At 41.8% G+C, this 24,396-nt stretch carries 23 protein-coding genes and 1 other RNA gene; 15 read left to right on the top strand and 9 right to left on the bottom strand.

The genetic code is table 11. The features are described from left to right. The first annotated feature begins 9 nt into the window (after window positions 1-9). Genes accA through AAEU28_RS04070 form a run of 3 tightly spaced genes read left to right on the top strand, consistent with a single transcriptional unit; the run spans window position 10 to window position 2,688 of the window. A complete protein-coding gene (gene accA / locus AAEU28_RS04080; RefSeq protein ID WP_421963064.1) occupies window positions 10-966 on the top strand; it encodes an acetyl-CoA carboxylase carboxyl transferase subunit alpha in 957 nt (318 codons plus the stop codon). A gap of 53 nt (window positions 967-1,019) precedes the next feature. Continuing rightward, the gene (tilS, locus tag AAEU28_RS04075) at window positions 1,020-2,345 is read left to right on the top strand and encodes a tRNA lysidine(34) synthetase TilS (protein WP_421963063.1); all 1,326 of its coding nucleotides are present in this window, start codon (window positions 1,020-1,022) and stop codon (window positions 2,343-2,345) included. Between the two features lies 1 nt (window position 2,346). Beyond that, window positions 2,347-2,688, top strand: a complete 342-nt coding sequence (locus tag AAEU28_RS04070) for a hypothetical protein (RefSeq protein WP_421963062.1) — start codon at window positions 2,347-2,349, stop codon at window positions 2,686-2,688. Between the two features lie 48 nt (window positions 2,689-2,736). Here the strand turns inward: AAEU28_RS04070 and AAEU28_RS04065 are convergent, their stop codons facing one another. After that, on the bottom strand, window positions 2,737-3,633 hold the full coding sequence (locus AAEU28_RS04065) for a GGDEF domain-containing protein (protein WP_421963061.1): 897 nt from the start codon (window positions 3,631-3,633) through the stop codon (window positions 2,737-2,739). A 144-nt stretch (window positions 3,634-3,777) separates the two neighbouring features. Between AAEU28_RS04065 and AAEU28_RS04060 the strand changes: the two genes are divergently transcribed. Next, window positions 3,778-5,751, top strand: a complete 1,974-nt coding sequence (locus AAEU28_RS04060) for a cation:proton antiporter (protein WP_421963060.1) — start codon at window positions 3,778-3,780, stop codon at window positions 5,749-5,751. Between the two features lie 50 nt (window positions 5,752-5,801). Here the strand turns inward: AAEU28_RS04060 and AAEU28_RS04055 are convergent, their stop codons facing one another. Beyond that, the gene (locus AAEU28_RS04055; RefSeq protein WP_421963059.1) at window positions 5,802-6,953 is read right to left on the bottom strand and encodes a patatin-like phospholipase family protein; all 1,152 of its coding nucleotides are present in this window, start codon (window positions 6,951-6,953) and stop codon (window positions 5,802-5,804) included. Window positions 6,954-7,104: 151 nt separating this feature from the next. Here AAEU28_RS04055 and AAEU28_RS04050 point away from each other — a divergent pair, with 151 nt between their 5' ends. The 3 genes from AAEU28_RS04050 (at window position 7,105) to AAEU28_RS04040 (ending at window position 8,897) form a co-directional block, all read left to right on the top strand. Next, the gene (locus AAEU28_RS04050; protein WP_421963058.1) at window positions 7,105-7,995 is read left to right on the top strand and encodes a DUF3014 domain-containing protein; all 891 of its coding nucleotides are present in this window, start codon (window positions 7,105-7,107) and stop codon (window positions 7,993-7,995) included. Between the two features lie 131 nt (window positions 7,996-8,126). Further along, window positions 8,127-8,223, top strand: an RNA gene (gene ffs, locus AAEU28_RS04045) — signal recognition particle sRNA small type. 173 nt (window positions 8,224-8,396) lie between these two features. After that, window positions 8,397-8,897, top strand: coding sequence for a GrpB family protein (locus tag AAEU28_RS04040; protein WP_421963057.1), 501 nt, complete (start codon window positions 8,397-8,399; stop codon window positions 8,895-8,897). A 228-nt stretch (window positions 8,898-9,125) separates the two neighbouring features. Here AAEU28_RS04040 and AAEU28_RS04035 read toward each other — a convergent pair whose 3' ends face one another. Continuing rightward, the gene (locus AAEU28_RS04035) at window positions 9,126-10,034 is read right to left on the bottom strand and encodes a LysR substrate-binding domain-containing protein (protein WP_421963056.1); all 909 of its coding nucleotides are present in this window, start codon (window positions 10,032-10,034) and stop codon (window positions 9,126-9,128) included. Between the two features lie 150 nt (window positions 10,035-10,184). Between AAEU28_RS04035 and AAEU28_RS04030 the strand changes: the two genes are divergently transcribed. The 3 genes from AAEU28_RS04030 (at window position 10,185) to AAEU28_RS04020 (ending at window position 12,213) form a co-directional block, all read left to right on the top strand. After that, window positions 10,185-10,712, top strand: coding sequence for a cytochrome b (locus AAEU28_RS04030; RefSeq protein WP_421963055.1), 528 nt, complete (start codon window positions 10,185-10,187; stop codon window positions 10,710-10,712). A gap of 88 nt (window positions 10,713-10,800) precedes the next feature. Continuing rightward, complete coding sequence (locus AAEU28_RS04025; RefSeq protein ID WP_421963054.1) at window positions 10,801-11,364, top strand: YceI family protein; 564 nt, start codon at window positions 10,801-10,803, stop codon at window positions 11,362-11,364. A gap of 45 nt (window positions 11,365-11,409) precedes the next feature. Further along, entirely contained in the window at window positions 11,410-12,213 is an 804-nt protein-coding gene (locus tag AAEU28_RS04020) for a DODA-type extradiol aromatic ring-opening family dioxygenase (protein WP_421963053.1), read from the top strand. Window positions 12,214-12,342: 129 nt separating this feature from the next. On the opposite strand, the gene AAEU28_RS04015 is transcribed toward AAEU28_RS04020, so the two are convergent. Both AAEU28_RS04015 and AAEU28_RS04010 read right to left on the bottom strand, forming a co-directional pair. Further along, window positions 12,343-14,322 carry a TonB-dependent receptor plug domain-containing protein gene (locus AAEU28_RS04015; protein WP_421963052.1) on the bottom strand — a complete coding sequence of 660 codons (1,980 nt, stop codon included), beginning with the start codon at window positions 14,320-14,322 and terminating at the stop codon, window positions 12,343-12,345. Window positions 14,323-14,419: 97 nt separating this feature from the next. Beyond that, window positions 14,420-14,803 carry a hypothetical protein gene (locus AAEU28_RS04010; RefSeq protein ID WP_421963051.1) on the bottom strand — a complete coding sequence of 128 codons (384 nt, stop codon included), beginning with the start codon at window positions 14,801-14,803 and terminating at the stop codon, window positions 14,420-14,422. 186 nt (window positions 14,804-14,989) lie between these two features. On the opposite strand from AAEU28_RS04010, the gene AAEU28_RS04005 reads away from it, so the two are divergent. Both AAEU28_RS04005 and AAEU28_RS04000 read left to right on the top strand, forming a co-directional pair. Beyond that, complete coding sequence (locus tag AAEU28_RS04005; RefSeq protein ID WP_421963050.1) at window positions 14,990-15,259, top strand: hypothetical protein; 270 nt, start codon at window positions 14,990-14,992, stop codon at window positions 15,257-15,259. A 164-nt stretch (window positions 15,260-15,423) separates the two neighbouring features. Beyond that, window positions 15,424-15,816 (top strand): hypothetical protein, encoded by a 393-nt coding sequence (locus tag AAEU28_RS04000; RefSeq protein ID WP_421963049.1) that lies wholly within the window; start codon window positions 15,424-15,426, stop codon window positions 15,814-15,816. A gap of 38 nt (window positions 15,817-15,854) precedes the next feature. Here the strand turns inward: AAEU28_RS04000 and AAEU28_RS03995 are convergent, their stop codons facing one another. Then, a complete protein-coding gene (locus tag AAEU28_RS03995; RefSeq protein WP_421963048.1) occupies window positions 15,855-16,628 on the bottom strand; it encodes a MipA/OmpV family protein in 774 nt (257 codons plus the stop codon). Window positions 16,629-16,770: 142 nt separating this feature from the next. Here AAEU28_RS03995 and AAEU28_RS03990 point away from each other — a divergent pair, with 142 nt between their 5' ends. Next, the gene (locus tag AAEU28_RS03990; protein WP_421963047.1) at window positions 16,771-17,169 is read left to right on the top strand and encodes a hypothetical protein; all 399 of its coding nucleotides are present in this window, start codon (window positions 16,771-16,773) and stop codon (window positions 17,167-17,169) included. Window positions 17,170-17,246: 77 nt separating this feature from the next. On the opposite strand, the gene AAEU28_RS03985 is transcribed toward AAEU28_RS03990, so the two are convergent. Both AAEU28_RS03985 and AAEU28_RS03980 read right to left on the bottom strand, forming a co-directional pair. Then, on the bottom strand, window positions 17,247-18,668 hold the full coding sequence (locus AAEU28_RS03985; protein ID WP_421963046.1) for an alpha-amylase family protein: 1,422 nt from the start codon (window positions 18,666-18,668) through the stop codon (window positions 17,247-17,249). 145 nt (window positions 18,669-18,813) lie between these two features. Beyond that, window positions 18,814-19,482: a DUF1826 domain-containing protein gene (locus tag AAEU28_RS03980; RefSeq protein ID WP_421963045.1), complete on the bottom strand. Its 669-nt coding sequence runs from the start codon at window positions 19,480-19,482 to the stop codon at window positions 18,814-18,816. A 119-nt stretch (window positions 19,483-19,601) separates the two neighbouring features. Between AAEU28_RS03980 and AAEU28_RS03975 the strand changes: the two genes are divergently transcribed. Together AAEU28_RS03975 and AAEU28_RS03970 are read left to right on the top strand one after the other, a co-directional pair. Beyond that, window positions 19,602-20,231, top strand: coding sequence for a TetR/AcrR family transcriptional regulator (locus AAEU28_RS03975; protein WP_421963044.1), 630 nt, complete (start codon window positions 19,602-19,604; stop codon window positions 20,229-20,231). A 69-nt stretch (window positions 20,232-20,300) separates the two neighbouring features. Further along, on the top strand, window positions 20,301-21,278 hold the full coding sequence (locus tag AAEU28_RS03970) for an MDR family oxidoreductase (RefSeq protein WP_421963043.1): 978 nt from the start codon (window positions 20,301-20,303) through the stop codon (window positions 21,276-21,278). Between the two features lie 69 nt (window positions 21,279-21,347). Here AAEU28_RS03970 and AAEU28_RS03965 read toward each other — a convergent pair whose 3' ends face one another. Next, on the bottom strand, window positions 21,348-24,395 hold the full coding sequence (locus tag AAEU28_RS03965; protein WP_421963042.1) for an efflux RND transporter permease subunit: 3,048 nt from the start codon (window positions 24,393-24,395) through the stop codon (window positions 21,348-21,350). Window position 24,396 lies beyond the last annotated feature (1 nt).

Here is a 24,396-nt window from a genome sequence, read left to right as displayed (position 1 = left end):
TTGTAGAGCATGAGCCTCAATTATCTTGATTTTGAGCTTCCAATTGCTGAATTAGAAGCAAAAATTAAAGAATTACAAAATGTTAGCCGTTCAGGCAGTTTAGACCTGAGCTTAGAAGAAGAAATTTCTCGTTTAAAAGAAAAGAACGTAGAGCTAACTGAAAAAGTATTCTCTGGATTAGGTGCATGGCAGGTTTCTCAACTTGCACGTCACCCGTTACGTCCATATGCACGTGATTACATCGAGCGCATTTTTACTGAATTTGACGAATTTGCAGGTGACCGTACATTTGCAAACGACCCTGCAATTTTAGGTGGTGTAGCGCGCTTAGACGGTAAACCAGTTATGGTGATCGGTCAGCAAAAAGGTCGTGATACAGCAGAAAAGATTAAGCGTAACTTCGGTATGCCAAAACCTGAAGGCTACCGTAAAGCCCTTCGTTTAATGGAAATGGCTGAGCGTTTTAAAATGCCAATCATTACATTCATTGACACGCCAGGGGCGTACCCAGGTGTTGGCGCTGAAGAGCGTGGTCAAAGTGAAGCAATCGCACGTAACTTAAAAGTAATGGCTGCGTTAAAAGTACCAACAATTTGTACGGTTATTGGTGAAGGTGGTTCAGGTGGAGCACTTGCCATTGGTGTTGGCGACCGTGTAAACATGCTTCAGTACAGCACGTACTCTGTTATCTCTCCTGAAGGTTGTGCATCAATCCTTTGGAAGAGTGCTGAAAAAGCGCCACTTGCTGCAGAAGCCATGGGTGTATCGGCAACGCGTGTAAAAGAGCTAGACCTTATCAACAACATCATCGACGAGCCACTAGGTGGCGCGCATCGTAACTACGATGAGATGGCGAAAAACTTAAAAGCTCAACTTAACCGTGACCTTGCTGAACTAACGGCATTAAGCACAGAAGATATGCTTGAGCAGCGTTACAAGCGACTAATGTCGTTTGGTTATTGCTAAGCTTAAGCTTTTGAAAAAAGCCGCATTATGCGGCTTTTTTGCGTTTTAGAGTTATGATACAAACCACTTTATTTAAACAGTTTAAAACAGCGTTAGAGCCAAAATTACATTTAGGCTCAGGCCTAACGGTAGCACTTTCGGGTGGTGTCGACTCTGTTGTGTTATTACATTTGTGTAAGACCTATCTTGAAAGTCTAAATTCAAACCAATCCATTTCAGTCGAAGCTATTTACGTAAATCATGGTTTATCTGAAAACGCTCAAGACTGGCAGAAGTTCTGCGAGCAGCTTTGTCTATTGCTGACTATTCCTTTTAAAACCAAGTGCGTTAATGTTCAGCCAAAAGCGAGACAATCCCTTGAAGCGCTTGCTCGAGATGCGCGCTATCAGGCGCTTGATGAGCTAGCAGAGCAGGACAATCTAATTTTATTAGGTCAGCATGCGGATGATCAGTTAGAAACCTTCTTATTGCGACTCAAGCGTGGTTCTGGCCTTACAGGGCTCAGTGCAATGCAAGATACAGTTCGTTTATCATCGGGTAGGCAATGTATTAGGCCACTATTGAACATCTCACGAGAAGACATTGAAGCATTTGCTCGCACTTTTTCTTTAGCGCATATCGAAGATGAGTCGAATCAAGATGATAAGTTCGATCGCAATTTTTTACGCAACCAAATTATTCCGCCGCTGAAAAAACGCTTTAATGGTTTCTTAAAAAGTACGCTGCGCAGTATTGAACTGTTACAGCAACAGCAAGCCTTAATTGATGAAATAAGCCAAGCTGATTTATCGCGCTGTAAAGATAAAAGCGATGTGCCTATTACACTTAAGCTCAATGAGTTAAAGCAGTTTAGCGAACTTAGACAGAGCAATGTGGTGAGAGCATGGTTAAACGATTTAGGGATAGTGATGCCGTCAAAGGCGCAAATGTCACAGATCTTAACGCAAAGCCTAGAAAGTCGTGAAGATGCACAAATGCAAGTGCAGTTATCGAAAGGGGCGATTAGACGTTATAGAGATAAGTTGTATTTTGATGCGCAGGACGCCACTCCAAATAACGTTGAAAACATCGAAAGCACGACGCTAGTGTTAAATGATAAAACGACGTTAAAGTGCGAGTCTGGTGGATTACTAAGACTGCCTTTTGAGCATGAGCGCGTTTCTATCCGTTTTGGGCTGTTAAAGTCACAAATAAAACCATATAAGAAAGTACGCAGTAATACGTTAAAATATTGGCTTAAAGAATTAAAAGTCCCCACTTGGCAGCGTGATAATATCCCCTTAGTGTTTTACGACGATAACCTTGTACAGGTTGTGGGCCATTTTGTATCTGCTGATTATATCAGTGAGGGTAGCGGTATTTCTTGGGAGTTAACCTAATATGCAACAGAGAAAAATTGGTCAATCGTTGGCGCAAAAATCCCCCATCGGCATGGTATTCACCTTACTGCTTTTTATTCCTTTAGCTGTGGTTAGTGAGCTAATCGTTGGTAATTTAATCTCAGCGATAGTGCTTGGTATGGTCACCGTGATTTTATTACTGAGCTATTGGCACGGTAAAGGTGGCAGCTTTTTTATTTTCGCGCTTTTAATGCCATTGGTTTTGGTGGTGATGGCGGAGTTACCTAGTTTTGTTGCTCTGGCATGGTTAATCAATGCTTTTTTCTTTGGAGCTTCTGCTTGTTTGTTTGGTTATTTGCTGTGGAGCAAGTCAAAGCAATAGCGAGGGGAAAGCGCCAAAGTAAGTTAGGGGCTTACTTTGGCGAGTTGTTTAGATAGCGCGTGCGCAGTTTCTGCCTGCGGCCTTCGCTTTATATAAGCCTTTATCGGCTCTAGCAAAGATATTATCTTCGCAGTCTGAACTTTCTGCTAATGTGAAGCCAATACTGGTGGTCACTTCATATTTAGTCATCAGTTCGCAGTGTTCGACAGATGCCATAATGCGCTCTGCAATCAATTTATTAGTAACAAATTCTGGATCATCAATCAGAATTGCAAATTCATCTCCGCCGAAGCGATACACACTGTCAGTTGCTCTAATCGAGGCTTTTAAAATATTTGAAAACTCTATGAGTACATCATCACCCGCTTTGTGGCCAAAGTTATCGTTTACTTGTTTAAAGTTGTCTAAATCAAGCAGCATCAAACTAAATTTACGTTGATGACGACGGCCATTTTCAATCTTCTGAACGAGGTTGTCATTAAATTGGCTGCGGTTATATAGACCAGTTAATGAGTCTTTCGTTGCCAGTTGTAAAACACGCTGATACATCAATGCGTTTCGCAATGGGTAAACTAAAACTTGGTGTATAGATTGCAGCTTGCTTTTAATAGCTGTGCTTAATTGGTATTGGCAAAAATACACCAGTTTACCTAAATGCTCGCCATTGAGGTCTAAATCGAAACTAAAAGGTGTGTACTGTTTATCACTGTCTTTTAACTGAAAAGCGCCTAATGCAGTGTGAAACTGTAGACCTGACAATTTGATGATACGTTCGGCATGCTCTGCATAAATGGCTAGAAGCTCTTCGATATCAAGTGTTGTTTGCAGCTTTTCAACTAGACGATGAGCAAACATTGGCTCTTGATTAATATATTGCTCAGTATTAAACGGCAAATAGTCGCCACGCGTTGTGAGCCTTTGCGTCAGAATATGGACGTTTTCCATTAGTTAGAACCCCTAATTATCATAACTGAGTTCATATAAGCTAATTTTGTGCCAAATTTTTAAACTGGCTGAAAAACAATCGCTTGCTATAGTTAATTAAAGTCGAATTATAAACATCAATAAAATTGACTCTCTGGAGGCCATTTGCAGAGCATTTATAGTCAAGTTTTTGCCTTATTGCTTGCCGCAATGATTCTAGTTTGGTTGTTCAAGCGCATTGGCTTGCCGGCAATTTTAGCTTATTTAGTCACAGGAGTACTGGCGAGTAGTCCGAGTATTGGCTGGATGAGTATGAGTGATGAGATGCACTTTATTGCTGAGCTCGGCATCGTCTTTTTATTATTCAGTCTTGGCTTAGAGTTTTCAGTGCCTAAGTTAATGGCAATGCGTAACTTGGTATTTGGGCTTGGTGGCTTGCAAGTTATCTTAACTATCTTGGTAGCTATGCCGATAGTCCGTTTCTTTGATTATGGTTGGCTAAGTGCATTTACCATAGCCAGTATTATGGCGCTTTCTTCAACTGCCGTTGTCGTTAAAATATTAAAAGAAAATGGCGCGCTCAATCAGCGGCGAGGCCAGCTTTCGGTCGGAATCTTATTGTTTCAAGATATCGCTGTCGTACCTTTACTTATCAGTATTCCGTTATTCGCGCAGGCAGACAACCAGATGTTAGCAAGCACCTTGGCGATAGCATTAGCGAAAGGGGCGTTTGTCTGTATTTTGCTGTGGGCTATAGGCAAATGGCTGTTGCCATTTGTTTTTAATGAAGTCGCACAAGTCAGAACCGATGAATTATTTGTGCTGTCTACTTTGGTGGTTGCTTTGTGCGCGGCTGGTCTGACTTACTTATTTGGTTTGTCTATGGCGCTTGGCGCGTTCTTAGCAGGCATGATGTTAGGTGAAAGTCAGTATCGGCATCAATTAGAAGCTGAGATCCGACCCTTTAGAGACATATTAATGGGGCTGTTTTTTGTCACTGTTGGCATGCAGCTCAATGTCGGCTTTGTTATTGAAATGTTTTGGTATATCTGTGCTGCATTAGTGGTTTTATTTGTTTTGAAGTTATTGCTCATCTGGGGCTGCGCGCAATTAATTGGTGAGCGTAAAAAAGATGCCATTGCATCAGGTATTTTACTTTGGCAGATGGGGGAGTTTGGTTTTGTGCTCATCGCGTTGGCTTCAACACATGAATTAATGGCTTCTACAACCGCATCATTTTTAATCGCGCTGGGTGTATTTTCGATGGCCCTCACGCCTTATTTAATCAGTCAAACAGACCGTATTTTGGGTGTGTTAAACATCGATAGCGAACAGGGTAACGAACAATTTCAAAAAACGTTCGGCAGTCATAATTTAAATGGCCATGTTTTAATTCTTGGGTATGGTCGGGTAGGGCAAACCATTACGCGCTTTTTAAAACCAGAAGCCATCCCCTATGTTGCTATTGAGCGAAACCCACTGCTTGTACAAGAGGCACAAAACGCAGGAGAACCTGTTTTATTTGGGCATGCTGCGCAAAATACCATTTTAAAATCAGCTAAAGTTGAACAAGCTAAGTTGGTGATAGTTACTATGTCTGACTTTGAACAAAACCAACCCGTGATAGATGCGATAAAAAGAGTCGCGCCGGGTGTCTCCATTATTGTTCGCGCCACAGATGATATACATCTTGAAGACTTTAAAAAGATGGGGGTGGCAGAAGTCGTGCCTGAAGCACTTGAAGCAAGTTTAATGCTTATTTCTCACGTACTGCATATGTCTGGCGTGCCGATGCGCCGTATATTACGCCGAGTAAGCCAAGAGCGTGAAAATCGTTATGAGTTTCTCCATGGCTTTTTTACCGACGGCTCCGTGGAGCAAAATAGCGAGCCTTTAGAGCGTTTAGAGTATCTGCATGCCATTGCCTTGCCAGAATCAGCCTTTGCCATTGATAAACAAATAGCGCAGTTAAATTTAACCAAACAGCGAGTCGTGATCACCGCATTAAGAAGAGACGGGCAAGAAATAGAGTCTCCTGATGACGACGTCATATTGCAAGCAAACGACATTCTATTGCTAAAAGGTAAGCCCAGACGCGTAGAGCGAGCAGAGCAATTCTTGCTAGAGGGGTTGTCATAAAGCGAAGTTTGCTGATGCTTTTTAAAGCGTCAATTGAGCTGAGTCCTTGTCTAATTCAGCTCAAGAAAATCTCTAATTTCATCAAGCCTATCTAGCCCATCTTGATAACCAAATTCAATGAGCCTTCGGGTATAGGCTTTCTCAAACATTAAGTAACTCGCTAAGCTCGACTCCGAGTGCTTTTTGATACCAATCGAACGTAATAGCATTCTGACTGCCAGTGGCATATGTTCATAGCATTCGGTCGCTATTTCATTAAAGTTTTGCGTCGGGTTAATGACGAGTGTTGAAACTTGTTTTAGCTCTTTGTGTTTATTCTTTGAGTTAGAAGGCAGTAAACCTATGGTTCGGTTAACTCGTTCTAAACGTTCTAAATCTGATTGTAGCGTGTCAGCAAAAACGCTATCTAGCAAGTGGCCAGCAACCGTTGATACACCAGGGAAATGAGGTTCGTAACCTATGGCGCGTTGGCGTTTTGGTTGCTCAACACCAATGATGAAGATTTTATCGGCACCTAAATGAATTGATGGGCTAAGCGGCGAAAGTTGGTGTATTGAGCCATCACCATAGTAGTGGTGTTTTACTCTGACACTTGGAAACACCATAGGAATGGCACTTGAGGCCATGAGTAAGTCTAAAGTAATTTGCCCTGCAACGCCTTCACGTTTAGCACGTTGCCAAGGGGCGGCATTATTCGACTGAAAGACTGCTACTGATTTTCCGGTTGAATAACTTGATACCGTAACAGACACCGCCTCTAAGTATTTTCTATGTAAGTTTCTATCAATGCGTGATAAATCTAAAACATCATTGAGCAATGCTCGAAGCGGCGAGTTGTCTAGTAGGCTGGCGGGTGGGTGATTTAAATAGTCAGATTGAAAGCTGCGCATCATATTGCCGAGAATATAACTCGACGCGCCAGTGAAAGAGCTCTTATAGACCATATGAGTATGAAACTGGCGCCATACCCATTCTATTTTGCGTACTGCCAAGTGCATACATGAGGCGTAACACGCCATCGCAGCTGAGTTAATTGCGCCCGCAGAGGTACCATTAATAATTTGAAAGGGAATTTTGGCATTACGAGGCATACTTAAAGCCAATGCTTTTAATACGCCGACTTGGTAAGCAGCTCTTGCGCCACCACCGGTCAGTAGTAATGCCATTTTTGAATGCTGAGTATTTTGCGGTTTTTTTTCCATATTCGCCCTTAATTATTATGAACTTTTTGCTGCGAATGCCATCAGTTACCGTATATCACTTGCAACAATCACTCAGTGATATATCTTTACTTTATAACTAATTATAGAATATTCAACGGAATATTGTGTTCAGCCATTAACCGGAGCAAACATGTCAGAACAACCTTCTTCAAAGCCTTCCCAAACCCAGCTGCTATTTGCAGCCGTTGTTGTTATGGCGTTAATCGTCGTTGCTGTTTTTATTCTTTCGAGCAAATCAGAGCAGCATGTCGAAAATGAAAAGTTTAAGCAAGACGTCGTCGTGCCTGCCGCAGAGCCTGTAAAACCAGTCAATACGGCGCAAAGTCAACCAGAGCCTGAGCCAGAACCTGAGGTTGTAGAAACATATGAACCTGAACCGCAGCTAGAGCCGACCCCTGAGCCGGTTGTAGAGCGTACCGTTGAATCAAAACCTGCTGAGCCTCAGCTTCCATTGTTGGATGAGAGTGATGCAGAAGTGAAACAAAGCTTAGGTGAATACCTCACTGAGCAATCTTTAGGTTTGTTAGTGACTGAAGATATGGTTCGCAGAACCGTGGTTTTTGTTGATAACTTAGCGCAAGGTAAGCTTGCGAAAAAGCATGCGCCAGTGAGTGCACCGGTTGATAAGTTTATGGCGCTTGAGTCAGACATCATCATCACAGATCCAAATAGCTTTGAGCGTTATACACCTTATGTCGATATGCTAACGCAGATGAGCAATGCGCAAATCGTACGTGTGTATAAAAAGTTTCAACCGCTTATTTTTGAAGCCTATGAAGAAATTGGCTATGAGGGCGAAGACTTTAACTACACTTTAAATGAAGCGATCACTGAACTTTTAGATACGCCAATTCCAGAAACAAGCTTGCCACTTATTAAAGATTCTGTGACTTATAGCTACGCATACCCAGAGTGGGAAAAGTTATCAGATGCGCAAAAGCAGTTCTTACGTATGGGTCCTGCTAACATGAAACGTGTTAAGACTAAGCTTGAAGCTGTGAAGAAGTCTTTAGCAAATTAATCTCGCCATATTTTTAAACCGATTGTTTAAGCATTAGGCAATCGGTTTAATTAATTCAGTTTTTCCTTGAATCTAAAGCACATAATAGAGATAATCTTTCCCGCGCCTAACAAGGCCCACTATGGTGGTCTTATTGGTCCTCTCGCAACAATAGTTCGTGAACCTGGTCAGGTCCGGAAGGAAGCAGCCACAGCGAATGACTTGTGTGCCGGGATGTGGCTGGTAAGACTACCACCCAATTTTTCTTACTAATCTAAATCAAACTTATAATCATTCTTATTCAATCTTCTCTTCATATAAATTTTATTCGTACTTTTAGTCTTCTTTCTTGCCTGTCGTGGGTAAATGTATCTTATTGATATTATTGATATTTACGTATAGACAGTGCTATTGAGAATAAGATGGCTGATGCAAAAATAGAGATAGTTGAGTTTAGTCCACACTGGCTCGAGATGTTTGAAGCTGAAAAAGCGTTGTTACAATCAGTTATTTCACCTTGGCTACATGGCTCAATAGAGCATGTTGGTAGCACGTCTGTTGAAGGGTTAGCGGCTAAACCCATTATTGATATTATGGTTGGAGTTAAATCGTTAGACGTTTCGCAGCCAGCGATAAAAGAATTAGAGCAATCTGGTTATTGCTATTACCCTTATAAAGCTGATGTGATGCATTGGTTTTGCAAACCTACGCCCGAAGTTCGGACTCATCACTTACATTTGATCCCATTTCAAAGCCCTCTTTGGAAAGAGCGTATTCAATTTCGAGATAGCTTGCGAAATAACCCTGACATCGCAAAAGCCTACCAAGCGTTAAAGTTTAAGCTCGCAGAAGATCATCATCAAGACAGAGAACGTTACACAAGAGAAAAGTGGCCGTTTATCAAAGAAGTATTGCGTAAATAACCTGAGCTTCGGATAATTAACAACTCTCTAGCTGTCATTTTTAACGCTAGCTGCGTTGAATTTATTTTCAATAGCCTGCTATTGCTTCATAAATTCGCCTTGCTATCCCTAAAAATTTCAGGCTAGACGAGAAGGAAAGTTAAAAAGTCTGCAAAACAAAGTTTATCTTATTTCTTATCCAAACCTCAGGTTAAATACACTTAGCAAGCAGCTAAGTGCAGCAATGTTTTAAAACTCGTCCCAATACGGCTTTTCACCAAAAAACTCACTGAGTTCGTCAATAAAGACTCTTACTTTTGAAGAGAGCAATTTGCGATGCGGATAAACCGCATATAACGCAATGGGCTCAGGTTCATAGTCTTCTAAGAATATTTTTAAATCCCCTTTTTTGAGTGCCTGACCTGCAATGAATGTAGGCTGCACCAAATAGCCTTCTCCAGCGATTGCGGCGGCCATCAGCAGCTCACCGTTATTCGAGATAATAGTGGGGTGTTTATTTTGGCTTATTGATTTTAGGGTATTTAAAAGTAGGTTGTCGGTTTTGTCGTAGCTAGAATAACTGTAATGCAAAAAGTGCTTAGGGTTGAGCTCGCGCGGGTGGGAAGGCGTGCCATTATGCATTAAGTATTCGGGAGAAGCACATAAGACCAAACGCACTGGCGCAATTTTTTTCGCAACCAAAGAAGAGCTTTGCAGTTGTCCAATTCGTAGCGCAACGTCAAAACCTTCTTCGATCACATCTACTTTACGGTCGTTAAGCTGAATGTTTAGCTCTATTTCAGGATATTTTTTTCTAAAGACACTGATGAACTTCGATAGATGTAGAGTCGAGAACGAAACGGGTGCACTGATATTCAAAGTACCTGTGACGGTTGTTTGCAGCTCACCAAATTGTGCTTCTAAGTTATTTACATTCTCTAGTATTTGTTTGGCGTGCTGACGACACTTTTCGCCCGCTTCCGTGAGGCTTACTTTTCGAGTCGTGCGATTGAACAGACGGGCATTAAGCTGTGTTTCTAGCTGCGAAATATACTTACTAACCAGTTGATTCGACATCTCTAACTTCTCGGCCGCTTTGGTAAAGCTGCCTTCATCAGCAACGCTTAAAAACACTTTGAGCAATTCAATTTTGATCATCGCCACTGTCCTCATTAATAATCAACTATCAACACTGCGTTGTAAATAATACAACATAGAACTACTTAATCATAAAAAATCGTCATAGTAATATTATTCTCATTGAAAGAGAGGTTTGTTGATTAAGTTAACAAACGAATGAGGTTTTGAATGAAAAACACGACACAAAACTATGGTTGGGTAGCTAAAAGCCTGCACTGGGTTTCTGCAGTTGTCGTCATAGGCATGTTTGCGTCCGGCTGGTGGATGGTAGAGCTGAACTATTACAGCGACTGGTATAAAACCGCACCATTTATTCATAAAAGTGTCGGTGTACTGTTGCTGCTATTAACTGTTGCCAGATTATGTTGGAAGGCAAATAACATAAGTCCAGATGCTGTGGGTAACGCATTTGAGCAATTTATGGCAAAAGCTGCGCATACCGTTTTATACCTACTGATCGTTCTGATTTGTATCAGTGGCTACTTAATTTCAACGGCTGATGGTCGCGGTATTGAAGTGTTTAACTGGTTTGTGTTGCCAAGCTTTGGGGAGCTTTTTTCACAACAAGCCGACACCGCAGGGCTCATTCATAAATTCAGTGCTTATGGTTTGATGGGGTTAGTTCTATTACACGCATTAGCTGCTCTCAAACATCATTTCATAGATAAAGACAATACATTGAAGCGCATGCTTTAAGACACTTCACAAAAGTAAGTGTTTTAAAACAAGTAGGTGCCTTCACCTTTACTTATTAAATATTTTGGCTTCTAAACAGGAGATTACAATGAAAAAGCTTATTTTAACTGCAGCGTTTCTAGGTGCGTTATCAACAACGGCAAGTGCTGCTGAATACGTGATTGATACCAAAGGAGCACATGCCTTTATTAACTTTAAAACATCGCATTTAGGTGTGTCTTGGTTAACGGGTCGTTTTAACACATTTGAAGGTTCTTTTAACTACGATGGTAAAAGTTATGACAACGCACAAATTGAAGTAAATATTGATACTACGAGTATCGATTCAAATCATGCTGAGCGTGATAAGCACTTACGTAGTGATGACTTTTTAAATGTGGGTAAATTTCCAACTGCGAAGTTTGTAAGTAGCAAAATTATTGATAAAGGTAATGGCAAGCTAGAAGTGCAGGGCGCATTCACATTGCATGGAACGACAAAGAATATTGTCATTGATGCGCAAAAAATTGGTGAAGGTAAAGATCCTTGGGGCGGTTACCGAGCTGGCTTCTCAGGTACCACTGAAATTCGTTTAGCAGACTATGGTATGAAAGAAGTGCTTGGCCCAACAACGGTGATGCTCGACTTACATGTTGAAGGTATTCGTAAATAATACACGAGTTTTAACTCACGATTAGTCTGATCTCGGTGGTGTGCTATGAAAACAAAACGCAATGTATTTTTTATCTCTCACGGCGGCGGGCCTATGCCTTTATTGGGTGACCCCAGCCACACAGAAATGGTAAAAACACTAGAGAATTTGGCGAGAAAAATTGAAAAGCCAAGTGCTATTTTGTTGATAAGCGCCCACTGGGAAGAGGTTGTGCCAACGATTACTTCTTCAAAGTTACCAGAACTCATTTATGACTATTATGGCTTTCCTGAAGCGGCATATAACATCCAGTATCCTTGTGTTGGCTCGCCAAAGTTGGCATCTGAAATGGCAAAGGCGTTAGCGCAAGCGGGCATTGAGCATCAACTCGATGCGCAGCGCGGCTTTGATCATGGTATGTTTATTCCTTTGAAAATCATGTTCCCTGAGGCTGATATACCCTGTGTGCAGCTTTCACTGGCGAAGAGTTTAGACCCGAACTTACATCTCAATATTGGTAAAGCTTTACAGTCACTAGCGTATGACAATTTATTAGTCATTGGTTCTGGATTCTCTTTTCATAATATGCCAGCATTTTTCTCGCAAGGTGACAGAGAGGTTGATGAAAAAAATCTGGCATTTGAGACTTGGCTCAGAGACACAGTAATTGATAAAACACTTGATGAAAGTATGCGAACAAGCCGACTCTTAGATTGGGCAAATGCGCCCCATGCAAGGTTTTGTCATCCACGCGAAGAGCACTTAATGCCACTTCATGTGTGTTATGGCTTAGCTGATAGTGCTGCTGATGAGCAGTTAGACGTTAAGATTTTGAATCGATACTCGACCATGTTTGCATGGCACAAATGAACGCATTGCTCGCATTAATCTAATACTAATCCGCAATACCACTTAGTTAAGCGGATTGGTATAAATCGAGCAATACGTTTTCTAGACTTTTGACTAAGCCTTTTGATTAAGCATTAGTGAAAGCTGGTATTAATGCCCAAATTGAATTCGCACACCTGCATTGACGGTAAAGCCATCATTACGAGACCAAATATCTGTTGTCCAGCGTCCACTTGCTGATTGTTCAGGTAAAACCAAAGCGGCGTCTTTTGTTTGACGAACATTCAGCAGGTTTTCAGCATTTACAAACCAGCTTACATTGCCAAATGTAATCTGTCCTAACAGCCCCAAGTGCCAGTAGGCATCACTTTGAGTTCGATATGGGTTGTTTTCGAGTTGTTGTGTGCCCGTGTAGTAAGCTTCAAAACCAAGTAGATGACTACCATGTTCTTCCCACATGATCACTGCGCCCGCAGAATGTTTGGGTGTCAGCGCGATAGGTGAGATTGAACCGGTTGTATCATCTTGTGTACTCGCATCTGTGTATAAATAGCTAGTGGTGAATTTAATATCATGCCAACGGAAACGAAGGAGTAGTTCGGCACCTCTTATTTCACTTTGGCCTGCTGCGTTGACAATGCGTACTGTTTTGTCACAGCCGATACAGTTTATTTCTTCTAATTCAGTGACATTATCTATGTCAGACTCAAACAGTGTCAGGCTTGTTTCAATGCTATCGACGGTATAGCTAAAATCAACAGACGCGGTGGTGGATGTTTCTTCTTCTAGGTTGTCTAGTGGTGCTAATCGTGACAGACCTGCGTCTTCAATGTCCTCGATGAAAGGTGTTGGCGCATAGTAACCTTTACCAAAAGAGCCACGCACGGACCAATTTTCTGGTTTATATAGTGCTGAGACTCTCGGGCTAAATTGAGTACCATATTCGCTGTGCCAATCTGTTCTGGCGCTTAGAGACAACGCCAATTCGTCAGTCGCGTCATAATCAAGCTGTGAGAATAAACCGGGCACTTCGAATGTATAATCGAATTCATTGTACTGTTCTGACTCGAATTGCTCTTGTTGATATGCAAGACCCACAATCCAGGCTGTCTTGTTGGTGAAGCCTATTACTGAAGATTCTATTAAGTAGCTGTTATGCTTGTCATCTTCCAACACACGTCCATATTGGTGTTGATGCTCTTGTTGCATCAATGAACCACGCACATTTAAGCTCAATGTATCGTTCAAAGGTTGCTCGAATATCACACCGCCATCGAGACGCAAAGAATCCTGATTTTGCACAAATGGTTGACCGTCTGGCATGAGTGCTCCTTCAGCGGTCCCCCCGTTTCTGCGCTCTTTCATGGCGCCCATGGTTATATACAAATTAGCGCCATTTTCACCTGACCAATATATACGTGGTCGCACTGTTGCTCTTTCGTAATAGGCCATATCGAGCCAGCCATCATTGTCTAAGTCTTGTTCTTCTTGATGGTGTGCACCAGCGGTAATTGAAGCGCCCATTGAGTCAGAAACTGGTGCGGCCAAATAAGCGGTGACGTCTTGACCATTTTTTGATGTGGCATTCAGTAATACTTCGCCCTCGAATTCATCCGAAGGCGTACGAGAGATCAGGTTAATCACACCACCCAGTGCAGAGCCGCCATACATAGATGAGGCTGAACCTTTGATAATCTCAACACTGGCTAAGTCGGTAGGGGGGATCTGCAGCAGTCCGATAGAAGCGGTTTGTCCGCCATACAGTGGCAGGCCATCACTCAGTAACTGAGTATAACGACCATATAAACCTTGCAAGCGAATGTTAGCACTGCCCAGTGCTGGAGAGGTATTTTGTACTCGTACACCACCGGTTTCAGCAACGAGCATAGAAATATTACCAGGACGCATTAACGCCTTTTCTTGAACTTCTTCACCAATAATGACTTCGGTACGAGTTGCCGACTCTGTGACTATGCGACCTAGTCTTGATGCAGTGACCTGAATTTTTTCTATGGCTTTTTTTTCATGACCATGATGGTCGTGCTCATGTTCTTCATGCCCGCCAGCATATGAAGAAAGGGGGGCAAATAGAAATACAGACAAAGCCAGTTTAGAAAGTTTAAATTGCATTTTTACCTCAAAGTGTACACATGACAGTATGTTCAGCTGTCATTGATAAATTGTTTCTTAATTTATTCTGAATAGGAGTGTTTTGGGCAGATCAGCCCTAAGAGGTAAAAATGGGGGGGCGGTATAACGACTCGACAATATTATTTGGCATATTTAAATGCGAGTTCACAATAGACTCTGTAAAACGCATCATTGGCTGAGAGTAGCCAAGGTTACTGACAAAAATAAAGGCAGCACAGGCATTTGCAGGGCAAATACACTCAGATTCGCAGCAGTCTACTTCGCAGCAATCATCTTCAGCGTCACTGTGTGAGCTTGAAGATAAATTCGAGACGCTATCAATTGAATTGCTTGATTGTGTTTGTGCTGAATGTGTTGATGAGATCTCAAATGAGGGCATAAAGCTATAAGCCGATGCTTGCCCAATAAAGGCAATCAGAATAACAAGTGTCACGAAGACTTTTGAAAGTGGCTTAAACATATAGTTCTCAATGATTAGTCAGCGCTACTTTAATTGAATTTGATATGGATGTGAATAGATGCTTAAACAGCACTTAGATTGTGCTTTAACATTATTGTAAAAAACTGATGGATTTTTCTTCCTATTTTTGTCTTTCTCCGCTAATTTAAATTTGCAGCTCAACATGACGCCCCTTGGCATTATGTTATGCAAAGTAGTATTTACTTTACACACATTATCTTTTTAATCGAGGGTAACTATATGGATAGAGTAGAGAAACTAATGGTTCGAATGGTGTTAAGTGATGTAAGCCAACACTTTCCTGAAGCGGTAGATTTACTGTCTGCAGATAGTATCAACACTTATGGTGATGGTTTATACCAAGTACTTAGTGAACTTGAAGCACAACAATTAGTAAAACGACTTGAAAGTGGACACTTTACTGTTGGAGATGCCTACAGTCACTTCAAAGGGTAAGTACGTTTAGTCGATAGTCCTTTTTGATCATCGCCAAGGACATGTCTGTTATGAGACTAGTGGCGTAAATTCATTTAAACTCCTCCCTGTTTTTAATCTAACCTAATAATATTATGCTTAAAAAAGGCCTTTTATTTTTCACATTGTTTTTCAGCACAATAGCTTTGAGTACGACTGAATTAAAGCCATTCAAAAGTGATGGATGTAGTTTATTTCCCGACGGTACCTTTAACCAGCAAAAATTATGGTTAGCTTGTTGTGTCGCTCATGACTTTGATTATTGGCAGGGTGGTACAGCAATGCAACGAGAACAATCTGACGCGCGTTTAAAGCAATGTGTTAAAGAGGTTGGCGAGCCTATTATCGCAAGCATGATGTTGGCAGGTGTTAGAGTAGGCGGGAGCCCTTATTTACCAACACCTTTTCGCTGGGGCTATGGTTGGCCATATCCGCGAGGGTATAAAGTGTTGTCAGAAAATGAGCGTCAACAAGTCGAGCATGCAGTTCGAAACGTAAAATTAGAGCAGTATTTTATACCTAAAACAAAAAAGCAGTAAGTTAACCTACCGCTTTATTGTTGCAAGTATCTATTCGACTAAAAGAACTTACTAAATAACAATCTCATACTTAAATTATTATCGCGATCAACTAAAGGACTGTCAGTGATACTGCTGTCATACATGGTGTAATCTATGGCTAACTGCGTGAAACCGCCAAAGAATATCGGGGTCGACACTGAAAAGCCGATTGATTGGTTTATCGCGCTATCACCTTTGTAAAATGCTCTGTTTTGAGTGACTTCGAAGTCTCTTACGCCATAGTAATAATCGACATGATTTTTATCTAAATGGTTTATTGATAAATTTGGTTCAAAGAAGACAGGACCAAATCGATACGCTTTTCCAATTTTGGCTTTTACTTCATAGCCGTCAGATTTATTGAAGATATCGTGTAAAAAGCCAATGCTTAATTTCCAGTTATCTCGTTCGTATTTAAAGTTTGCACCTAAATCCATTGAAAAATCCCTCTCTTCCATGCCAATAAAGACATCACTGTCTGATCCGTCAAAGCCTTGAAAGCGAGGAGAAGCTTGCACTTCAAATTCGATATCACCTAACTCTAAAAGTTCGTAACTTACAAAAGGGCCATATACCGATAATTTGTCACCGCGATAACCTAAAATAGGCAAAGGCGTTACTCGATTACCATAACCTTTATAAATTTCTTGGCTTAAGCCAAGACCAATGCCATACAAGTAACCTTTTGGTTCAAGCTGAGCACGTACATCACCTCGTTCATCTGCAGAGACATTTGAAGAAAAAATTATGGGCAATGAAGCAAGTGCTAAGGCTTTTATAATTCTGAGCATTTTGAGGTCCTTTTGTTGTCAGACTATCAGTATGGATGAAAAATCATTTTAGATCAGTGTTATGACATTTTTTATGTTTGTACCTTTTTAGGTTTTATGTATTATCAGGTTGGTTTTCCGAGAATTTATAAGGAAGTAACGTATGCAGTGTTACCAATGTAATGTAAAACTTGAATATGACTTAACCGAAATTCACACAGGTTATGGCTGCTCAGCATGTCATGGAGCTTGGTTACCAGCAAAATTTTTAAAAGCAATTGGCACCGTCAAAGAGTTCGATTACATGGCATTTGTCGGGCAAGTTCAAAGCCAAGTGAAAGAAACGACAGAATTAACTTGCCCATCTGGCTGTGGTCAATTGCATCGTCATTTTTTCGAAAATAGTCATTTTAGTTATTGTCATAGCTGCTTTGGTGCTTGGTTCAAGCAAGGTGAGTTAAAAGGTTTCTTACATAATTTCAGAGATGCGAAAGATATTCGAGTTCTAGATACCGCAGATAGAATTAATGGTCTCGATATATTGTTTGATCTTTTAAAATGAAAGCGTAAAAAAGGCCGCATAAATGCGACCTTAGGTTACTTCTAGGGAGTTAATCTGAAAGTAATAGAGTTTGAGGGTTATTCCATCAACCACATTCTTGCTGTTCTCGCTGGTAGGTAAAACTTATGCCACTGACTCGAGATTTTTTGCACATCGTTGCTTAATGTATCTCGGTAGTTGCGGTGCCACCATAAATTATCGGCTTGTGTATCTACCCAGTTATCTTGGCCTGTGCCACACTTATTGATACCAACCACGCCTTTGTGCTCGCGTTTGAATAATAAAATACAGCTATTGTGGCTTAGCACCTGCATGCTACTGCCTTGGGTGGCATTGTGGAATTTGAGCATGCCTTTAATGTCTTCACGACGATAGAGATCATTCCAGCGGTTATCACCACTTTCGTTATTATCCGAATACACTAGTGGTACACCACCATCTCTGCCCAAAACATATGCGTTCGCAAGTTTTTCGTCGGTGGCATCCATAATTTGATATCTAAAGCCATCATTCAATGGGATATCATGAGTAACGCTAAACGTAATGGCTTTGTTACCGGCCAATGCTTGGCCATAGGCTGCAGGGTCAACAAGTTGACTCATTGAACCGCCAAAACTAAATGCACCTCTGATCTGTGCAAACAGGGGAAAGTCATAAGCTGAGTGGCCTGTTTGTGCCAAGTAAGGCACTAAAAAGTTATCGTAATCACCGCTACCTGAACCACCTGTCGTTATAATTTCACCAAATACATGCGTATCTTTTTTAATGTTGGCATCGAACACGGCATTAATATGGTAGTTGGTCATATGTTTTGCGGCATCAACTCTAAAGCCCGTTACGCCAATTTGTTTTAACGCATTTAAATACGCTTTTTGTTGAGTGATAACCCAATTGTTAGGGTCTAAATCGGGGAGGCCAGGATCGGGGGCTGCGCCACACAGTCGGTTGTATTGTACATCGCCAACGTCATTGTAATTACTGATACATTTTGGACCACCTTGGTCGTATGTACCGTGAAAATCCCCCGCGCCGAATAAACCATCTTTAACATCACCGAATAGTGTAATGTCGTTGTAATAGTTAATATCAGCGCCGTAGTCGGCTAAAATTTCGCTTCCTGGATAGTTAAGATCAGCGCGTTTCCATTGCTCGTTTGCCATATGATTAAAAACAATGTCGGCATAAGTCTCTACACCTTGTGCTTTAAGCGCTTGCACCATGGCTTTAAAATCATTGGTATCGCCCAAAGGGTTATCGATGACACGCAGATCCTGTGGCTGATAACGAGACCACCATGCATCTCCAGTCGATTTATAAGCAGGAGAGACGAGTACTTTTTTATACCCAAGTTCAGCGATTTCTTGAGCCTTGCTCGCAACGTCATCATAGCGCCAGTTAAATGCATGCAAAATAACATCTGCGCTGCTTTGGAAGCTAACAGCACCAAGTAAAAGCGCTGCAATTTTAAGTTGTTTATTTGATTTTATATGTGTTGTCATGTGTTTACCTTTTATCGCATTCCTTGCGTGTTGAAATAGGAAACATAAAACTCACATATAAACCAAGTTAATGAAATGTTATGCATACGTATTCATTAAAAGTCTTTTCTCAATAATCAAAATTACTGAAGAGTTTGCACAGATTTTATTCAATAAAATCAATGTATATACAAAGTTTGAACTCGTTATTACAAAATGCAGGAGAGGCACAAGTAATTGCACTTTGTTCATGATCAACCCATTGAGCGCCTTTCATAAGAGCAATGTCACCATCTTGTAATTGAGAAATATGATGAGGTAAAGGTGCTTTAATTTCGGGCTTTAATTGGTTTGGCGCTAATGGTAAAAACCTAACTTCATCGGGAGCAATCCATCTCTCACCAAGGCCACCTAATGTAGATGCCATTCTTACAAGGTTTTGCGGTTGATGGAAATGAGGGCTTAAAGAGGTATCACAAGCAATCAGTCTTAACCCAATTTCTTTGGGCTCAAATAACACCTCAAACATTTCTAGCATGAGTTCAATATGTTGTGCTAATAACGATGAATGCGTACTGCCCTCAAGCTTAAATAGAATCTCTTCAAATAAGTCTTTATTTATCTCACCCTGATATTGGATCACAGTACCTAGATTTTGCTTGGCAAATAACTGTGCTGCATGTGATATAGCCCAACTAGATTTCTTTGAGAAGCAAGTCAGTGTGACTTCCTTATTGTAAATATTGCTTAAAACATCCGCAGAGGCGCTTATTTGGCAACTAGCTGTTTGGTTTAGTTCAGAGTATTCAAGTGGGGCCGCAGTGTTATGACGCATGTTAATTTTATTTGATTGATACAATATAACAAAACTAACATTAAATAATTCTCATTTAAAGTTTTGGCAGTTAAAAAATGATAATTGCTTTTATTAGACAACCGGTCTAATATCGTTTCATGATCGAAAAAACAGCAAAACCTCGACGAGGTCGCCCACCCAAAGTGGCGCGTGAAAATCAAGATACAAGAGCCGAGCTAATTCGAGCTGGACTTGAGCAGTTAACAGAATCAGGCTTTGCCGCTTCAGGTATTGAACAAATATTAAAGAGAGTGGGTGTACCAAAGGGCTCGTTTTATCATTATTTCAGTAGCAAAGAGGCCTTTGGTTTGGCCGTACTTGAAAGTTATGCAGCGTATTTTTTTAAAAAGCTAAACAGACATTTAGCGCAAAGTGATGAAGCGCCTCTGACAAGGCTGAGTAATTTCGTCGAAGATGCCAAGTCAGGTATGCAAAAGCATAGTTTTAAACGCGGTTGCTTGGTCGGTAATTTGGGGCAAGAGGTAGATTTATTACCCATCAGTTTCAGAAAAGAGTTGGTGGCAATATTTGAAACTTGGCAATGTGAAGTCGAGGTATGTTTAGAAGAGGCCAAAAAACAAGGGCAAGTGAGCCAAAACGCAGATTGCGCGCTGCTTGCTGAGTATTTTTGGATTGGTTGGGAAGGCGCTGTAAGTCGTGCTCGTTTAGAGGCTTCGGTCAAACCACTCGATAATTATTTTAAGTGTTTTGTTATGGGGATTTCATAGTCCTCACATAAGTAAGTTTTAAAAAAATTTAACCATTATTAGCCGACCGGTCTAAATTAGGAGCGAACGATGTTTAAAGGTATTTTGATCAATAAAGATGAACAAGGTTATCAGGCGTCAGTTACTGATATTGATGACAAGGTTTTACCTGAAGGTGATGTGACGGTAAGGGTGTCTCATAGTACGTTGAACTACAAAGATGCATTGGCAATCACAGGTAAAGCGCCCATCGTTCGTACTTTTCCGATGATCCCTGGTATCGATTTAGTTGGTGAGGTTGAGCAGTCTGATTCTGATAAATTCCAAGTTGGTGACAAAGTATTATTAAATGGCTTTGGTGTTGGTGAAGCACACTGTGGTGGGTTAGCTGAAAAAGCTAGACTAAAAAGTGAGTGGTTGATCCCTTTGCCTGAGTCTTTATCTGCGAAACAAGCCATGGCAATTGGCACAGCGGGTTACACCGCTATGTTATGTGTTTTGGCACTTGAAAAGCAGGGCATTACGCCTGAAAAAGGCGATATTCTTGTTACAGGAGCAAATGGTGGTGTTGGCAGTTTTGCCATCGCCATATTAGCTAAGTTGGGCTACAAAGTGGTTGCTTCAACGGGTCGCATGGACGAATCAGATTACTTGACCAAATTAGGCGCAAGTGAGGTGATTGACCGCAATACGTTATCTGAGCCGGGCAGGCCACTTGGTAAAGAAAGGTGGGCTGCGGCCATTGATTCCGTGGGAGGTCACACTTTAGCCAATGTGTGTGCAGGTATTAAATATGGTGGCGTTGTGGCTGCATGTGGTTTGGCACAAAGCATGGAGTTTCCTGCAACTGTGGCGCCTTTCATTTTAAGAGGTGTGACGCTCGCAGGTATCGACAGTGTAATGCGTCCGCTTGAAGACAGAATAGAAGCCTGGTCACGTTTAGCAGATATTATTGAACCAGACATGTTTGAGGCCGTTGCGGCTGATATTGGTTTAAACGAAGTCGTTGAAACCGCTTCAAAACTATTAGAAGGCAAGGTAAGAGGGCGAGTGGTGGTTACCCTTTAGTCGTTTCGAACGGTTAAAAAAAGGAGAGCGAATGAAATGCTCTCCTTTTTGTTGGGAATTAAACGACCATTAAGACACGGTTTTACGGTAACTTAATCGATAAAAGAGACTGTAAAACACAGGGACTGCTATCAAGGTTAAGATGGTTGCAAATGCTAAACCGCCCATGATGGTCACTGACATATCCGCAAAGAACGCATCGCTCAATAGTGGGGCCATACCTAAAATGGTGGTGATAGCAGCCAGTGCAACAGGGCGTAAACGCGAGCTACTTGCTGAAACAATCGCTTCTTTAGGTTCGGTGCCTTCGGCAATTTGCAAGTCAATTTCTTCGAGTAAGACGATGGCGTTCTTGATTAACATGCCAAATAGACTTAAAAATCCGAGCAGTGACATAAAGCCAAACGGCATATCAGTGACGAGCAGGCCTGTTACCACACCTACTGCGGCCATTGGCACCACAAGCCAGATAATAAGCGGCTGACGCACGCGACCAAATAGCAAAATAGACACGAGTAACATCACTAAGAAACCAGCTGGCAGACCTGTGCCTAGGGCTTTTTGCGCATCTCTAGATGATTCGTACTCGCCACCCCATTCAATTTTGTAGCCATCAGGCAGTGGTAGGGCTTCAATTTGCGGCTTAATGCGGGCGAACGCTTTGCCTGCGGTTTCGTTAAAGCCAGGCTCTGCCGAAATAGTAATGGTTCTAACACGATCTCGACGATGAATAAGAGTTTCTTCATTTTCTAATTCAACCCCCTTTGAAACCTGTTTAAAGGGAATATAAGTGCGCTGTGATGAACTCCACACCTGACTGTTTTCAATAGCTTCAATATCGCTTTGTTCAACACCTGCCACTTTGGCTTTGATTGAGTAGCTGTAATCACCATTTTGTAACTTACCTAACTCAAGCCCATTTGAGGCATATTGAATGGCTTGTGCGAAATCGTTACGAGATACAGCTGCAATACCTGCGCTGACAGAGTCGTAATGGGCATTCAGTACAAGACCTTTTTCACGCCAGTTATGACGAATATCTCGAATTTGACCATCATTTATCATCAGCAACTCGGCTTGTTCGGCAAGTTCTCGCAGTACCTCGGCATCTGGGCCTGAGAATCTAACCGCGAGCTTTGCGCTTCCTCCCGGGCCAAATTGCATACGCTCAGTATAAAAATCGGCGTTTAAATCAAGCGCAGGCATGCTGCTATTGAGTTTTTGGATCAGACCATCGATTGCATCACGATTGTGCGTGCGTACCAAGAAGTAGCCATAACTTTCATTTGGTTGCTGTGGCGCATAAGTTAGGGTGAATCTATCGGCCCCTCGACCAACAAAACTCGTGACAGACTCAACTTCATCATGTTCTAAAATCAGTGCTTCGGTGAGCGCGACTTTACGGGTGGTCTCGCGAATATCTTGGCCTTGCGGGCCCCAATAATGCACAAAGAACAATGGCGCATTTGATGGCGGAAAGAAACCTTGTTTGACTAAGCCAAAACTGCCGTAAGCCACAACGGTGATTGCGAATAAGCCAGCAACGGTGATCCAGCGGAACTTAAGCGCACCACGAAGAACTTTTTCATAGCCACGGTAAAATGCACTATGCTGTTGTTGGTTAGCTTGGTTTTGTTCAACTTTGTAAAAGTACTTTCCAAATAGCGGCACTACTGTGATGGCGAGAACCCAGCTCAGCATTAAAGACACTAAAACAACGGCAAATAAAGAATACAGAAATTCACCTGTTGCATCGTCAGATAAACCAATACCAGAAAATGCTGCGATCCCTATAATAGTTGCGCCCAGCAATGGCCATTGCGTTCTTTTGACAATAAAGCTCGCAGCTTCAGCGGCTTTTTTACCTTGCTTCATGCGCAGCATCATACCTTCTGCAACTACGATGGCATTGTCAACAAGCATACCCATTGCGATAACCATCGCACCTAACGAGATACGCTCTAACTGTAATCCCATTAACCACATGATTAACACCGTGCCCATGACGGTAACTAATAGTACAGAGCCAACCACCACGCCTGAGCGCCAGCCCATAAATAGCATCAAGGTCAGTGTTACAACCACAACCGAAAGCACCAAGTTATTGATAAAGCCTTTTACTGACTCATCGACAATGGCTGCTTGATCATAAATAGGCGTGAGGGTGATCCCTGCGGGTAATTTTGTCAGTAATTCATTGGCTTTATCGTTTACACGCTGGCCCACTTCAACAATGTTCACATCGTTAATGGCCGACACAGCTAAAGTGATAGCATCGTGACCTTGATATCGAATAAGCACAGGTTGAATGTCGACTGGCTCAAACTTAAGAGTGGCGATGTCACGCACTTTTATTGACTGATTCGTCCCTGGTACGACTAAGGTGAGATTATAAATTTCTTCGATGTGATCAACTGGATTTTCAACAACTAAACGAAGCTGGCGACCTTCCACTTCAACGCGGCCGCCGTTAAATGGCTGCAGGTTTTCTTGTAATAGTCTGGTTAGATCAGGAAAAGAGATCCCTAAACCAGATAATTGAAAAGGGTTGATGTAAGCCACTAATTGCTCTTGCTGAACACCGCTCACTTGCACTTTTGCAACGCCTTCGGTCACTAACAGTTCACGACGAATCACGCGGGCAAATTCACGTAACTCATGCAACGAAAAGTCAGGGGCACTGAGTGCGTAATACATGCCGTATACATCACCAAAGTCATCATACACATTGGGGGCGTGGCTGCCCGTAGGCAATTGTTTTGCTGCATCTCTTAAGCGCTTTCTGAGTTCATCCCATATTTGGGGGAGTACATCTGAATCAAAATGTGATTGCACTTCGACTGAAATTTCAGAAATGCCCGGTTTAGAAATTGAGGTTAACCGCTTTAATTGCGGCATTTGCTGTAATGCAATTTCTAATGGCTCGGTGATCTCGCGCTCTACTTTCTCGGCACTGGCACCGGGAAACTGCGTGACTACTTGCACTTGTTTAATGGTAAAAGCGGGATCTTCTAAGCGACCAATTTTACCAAGGGCAACGGCACCACCGACTAAAAATACGATTACCAGCAACCAGATATTGACTGGATTTTTTATAGCATAACGTGCGATATCCATG

Source organism: Pseudoalteromonas sp. SS15 (assembly GCF_049257195.1).
Lineage (GTDB): Bacteria > Pseudomonadota > Gammaproteobacteria > Enterobacterales > Alteromonadaceae > Pseudoalteromonas.
The sequence above is the reverse complement of the archived record's forward strand: the minus strand, read 5'-3'. Positions and strand labels throughout refer to the sequence as shown.

Excerpts from the sequence above, each read along its gene's own strand:
- accA (WP_421963064.1), top strand. The coding sequence starts at position 10 with ATGAGCCTCAATTATCTTGATTTTGAGCTTCCAATTGCTGAATTAGAA.
- tilS (WP_421963063.1), top strand. The coding sequence starts at position 1,020 with ATGATACAAACCACTTTATTTAAACAGTTTAAAACAGCGTTAGAGCCA.
- AAEU28_RS04070 (WP_421963062.1), top strand. The coding sequence starts at position 2,347 with ATGCAACAGAGAAAAATTGGTCAATCGTTGGCGCAAAAATCCCCCATC.
- AAEU28_RS04065 (WP_421963061.1), bottom strand. The coding sequence starts at position 3,633 with ATGGAAAACGTCCATATTCTGACGCAAAGGCTCACAACGCGTGGCGAC.
- AAEU28_RS04055 (WP_421963059.1), bottom strand. The coding sequence starts at position 6,953 with ATGGAAAAAAAACCGCAAAATACTCAGCATTCAAAAATGGCATTACTA.
- AAEU28_RS04050 (WP_421963058.1), top strand. The coding sequence starts at position 7,105 with ATGTCAGAACAACCTTCTTCAAAGCCTTCCCAAACCCAGCTGCTATTT.
- AAEU28_RS04040 (WP_421963057.1), top strand. The coding sequence starts at position 8,397 with ATGGCTGATGCAAAAATAGAGATAGTTGAGTTTAGTCCACACTGGCTC.
- AAEU28_RS04035 (WP_421963056.1), bottom strand. The coding sequence starts at position 10,034 with ATGATCAAAATTGAATTGCTCAAAGTGTTTTTAAGCGTTGCTGATGAA.
- AAEU28_RS04030 (WP_421963055.1), top strand. The coding sequence starts at position 10,185 with ATGAAAAACACGACACAAAACTATGGTTGGGTAGCTAAAAGCCTGCAC.
- AAEU28_RS04025 (WP_421963054.1), top strand. The coding sequence starts at position 10,801 with ATGAAAAAGCTTATTTTAACTGCAGCGTTTCTAGGTGCGTTATCAACA.
- AAEU28_RS04020 (WP_421963053.1), top strand. The coding sequence starts at position 11,410 with ATGAAAACAAAACGCAATGTATTTTTTATCTCTCACGGCGGCGGGCCT.
- AAEU28_RS04015 (WP_421963052.1), bottom strand. The coding sequence starts at position 14,322 with ATGCAATTTAAACTTTCTAAACTGGCTTTGTCTGTATTTCTATTTGCC.
- AAEU28_RS04010 (WP_421963051.1), bottom strand. The coding sequence starts at position 14,803 with ATGTTTAAGCCACTTTCAAAAGTCTTCGTGACACTTGTTATTCTGATT.
- AAEU28_RS04005 (WP_421963050.1), top strand. The coding sequence starts at position 14,990 with ATGCAAAGTAGTATTTACTTTACACACATTATCTTTTTAATCGAGGGT.
- AAEU28_RS03995 (WP_421963048.1), bottom strand. The coding sequence starts at position 16,628 with ATGCTCAGAATTATAAAAGCCTTAGCACTTGCTTCATTGCCCATAATT.
- AAEU28_RS03990 (WP_421963047.1), top strand. The coding sequence starts at position 16,771 with ATGCAGTGTTACCAATGTAATGTAAAACTTGAATATGACTTAACCGAA.
- AAEU28_RS03985 (WP_421963046.1), bottom strand. The coding sequence starts at position 18,668 with ATGACAACACATATAAAATCAAATAAACAACTTAAAATTGCAGCGCTT.
- AAEU28_RS03980 (WP_421963045.1), bottom strand. The coding sequence starts at position 19,482 with ATGCGTCATAACACTGCGGCCCCACTTGAATACTCTGAACTAAACCAA.
- AAEU28_RS03975 (WP_421963044.1), top strand. The coding sequence starts at position 19,602 with ATGATCGAAAAAACAGCAAAACCTCGACGAGGTCGCCCACCCAAAGTG.
- AAEU28_RS03970 (WP_421963043.1), top strand. The coding sequence starts at position 20,301 with ATGTTTAAAGGTATTTTGATCAATAAAGATGAACAAGGTTATCAGGCG.
- AAEU28_RS03965 (WP_421963042.1), bottom strand. The coding sequence starts at position 24,395 with ATGGATATCGCACGTTATGCTATAAAAAATCCAGTCAATATCTGGTTG.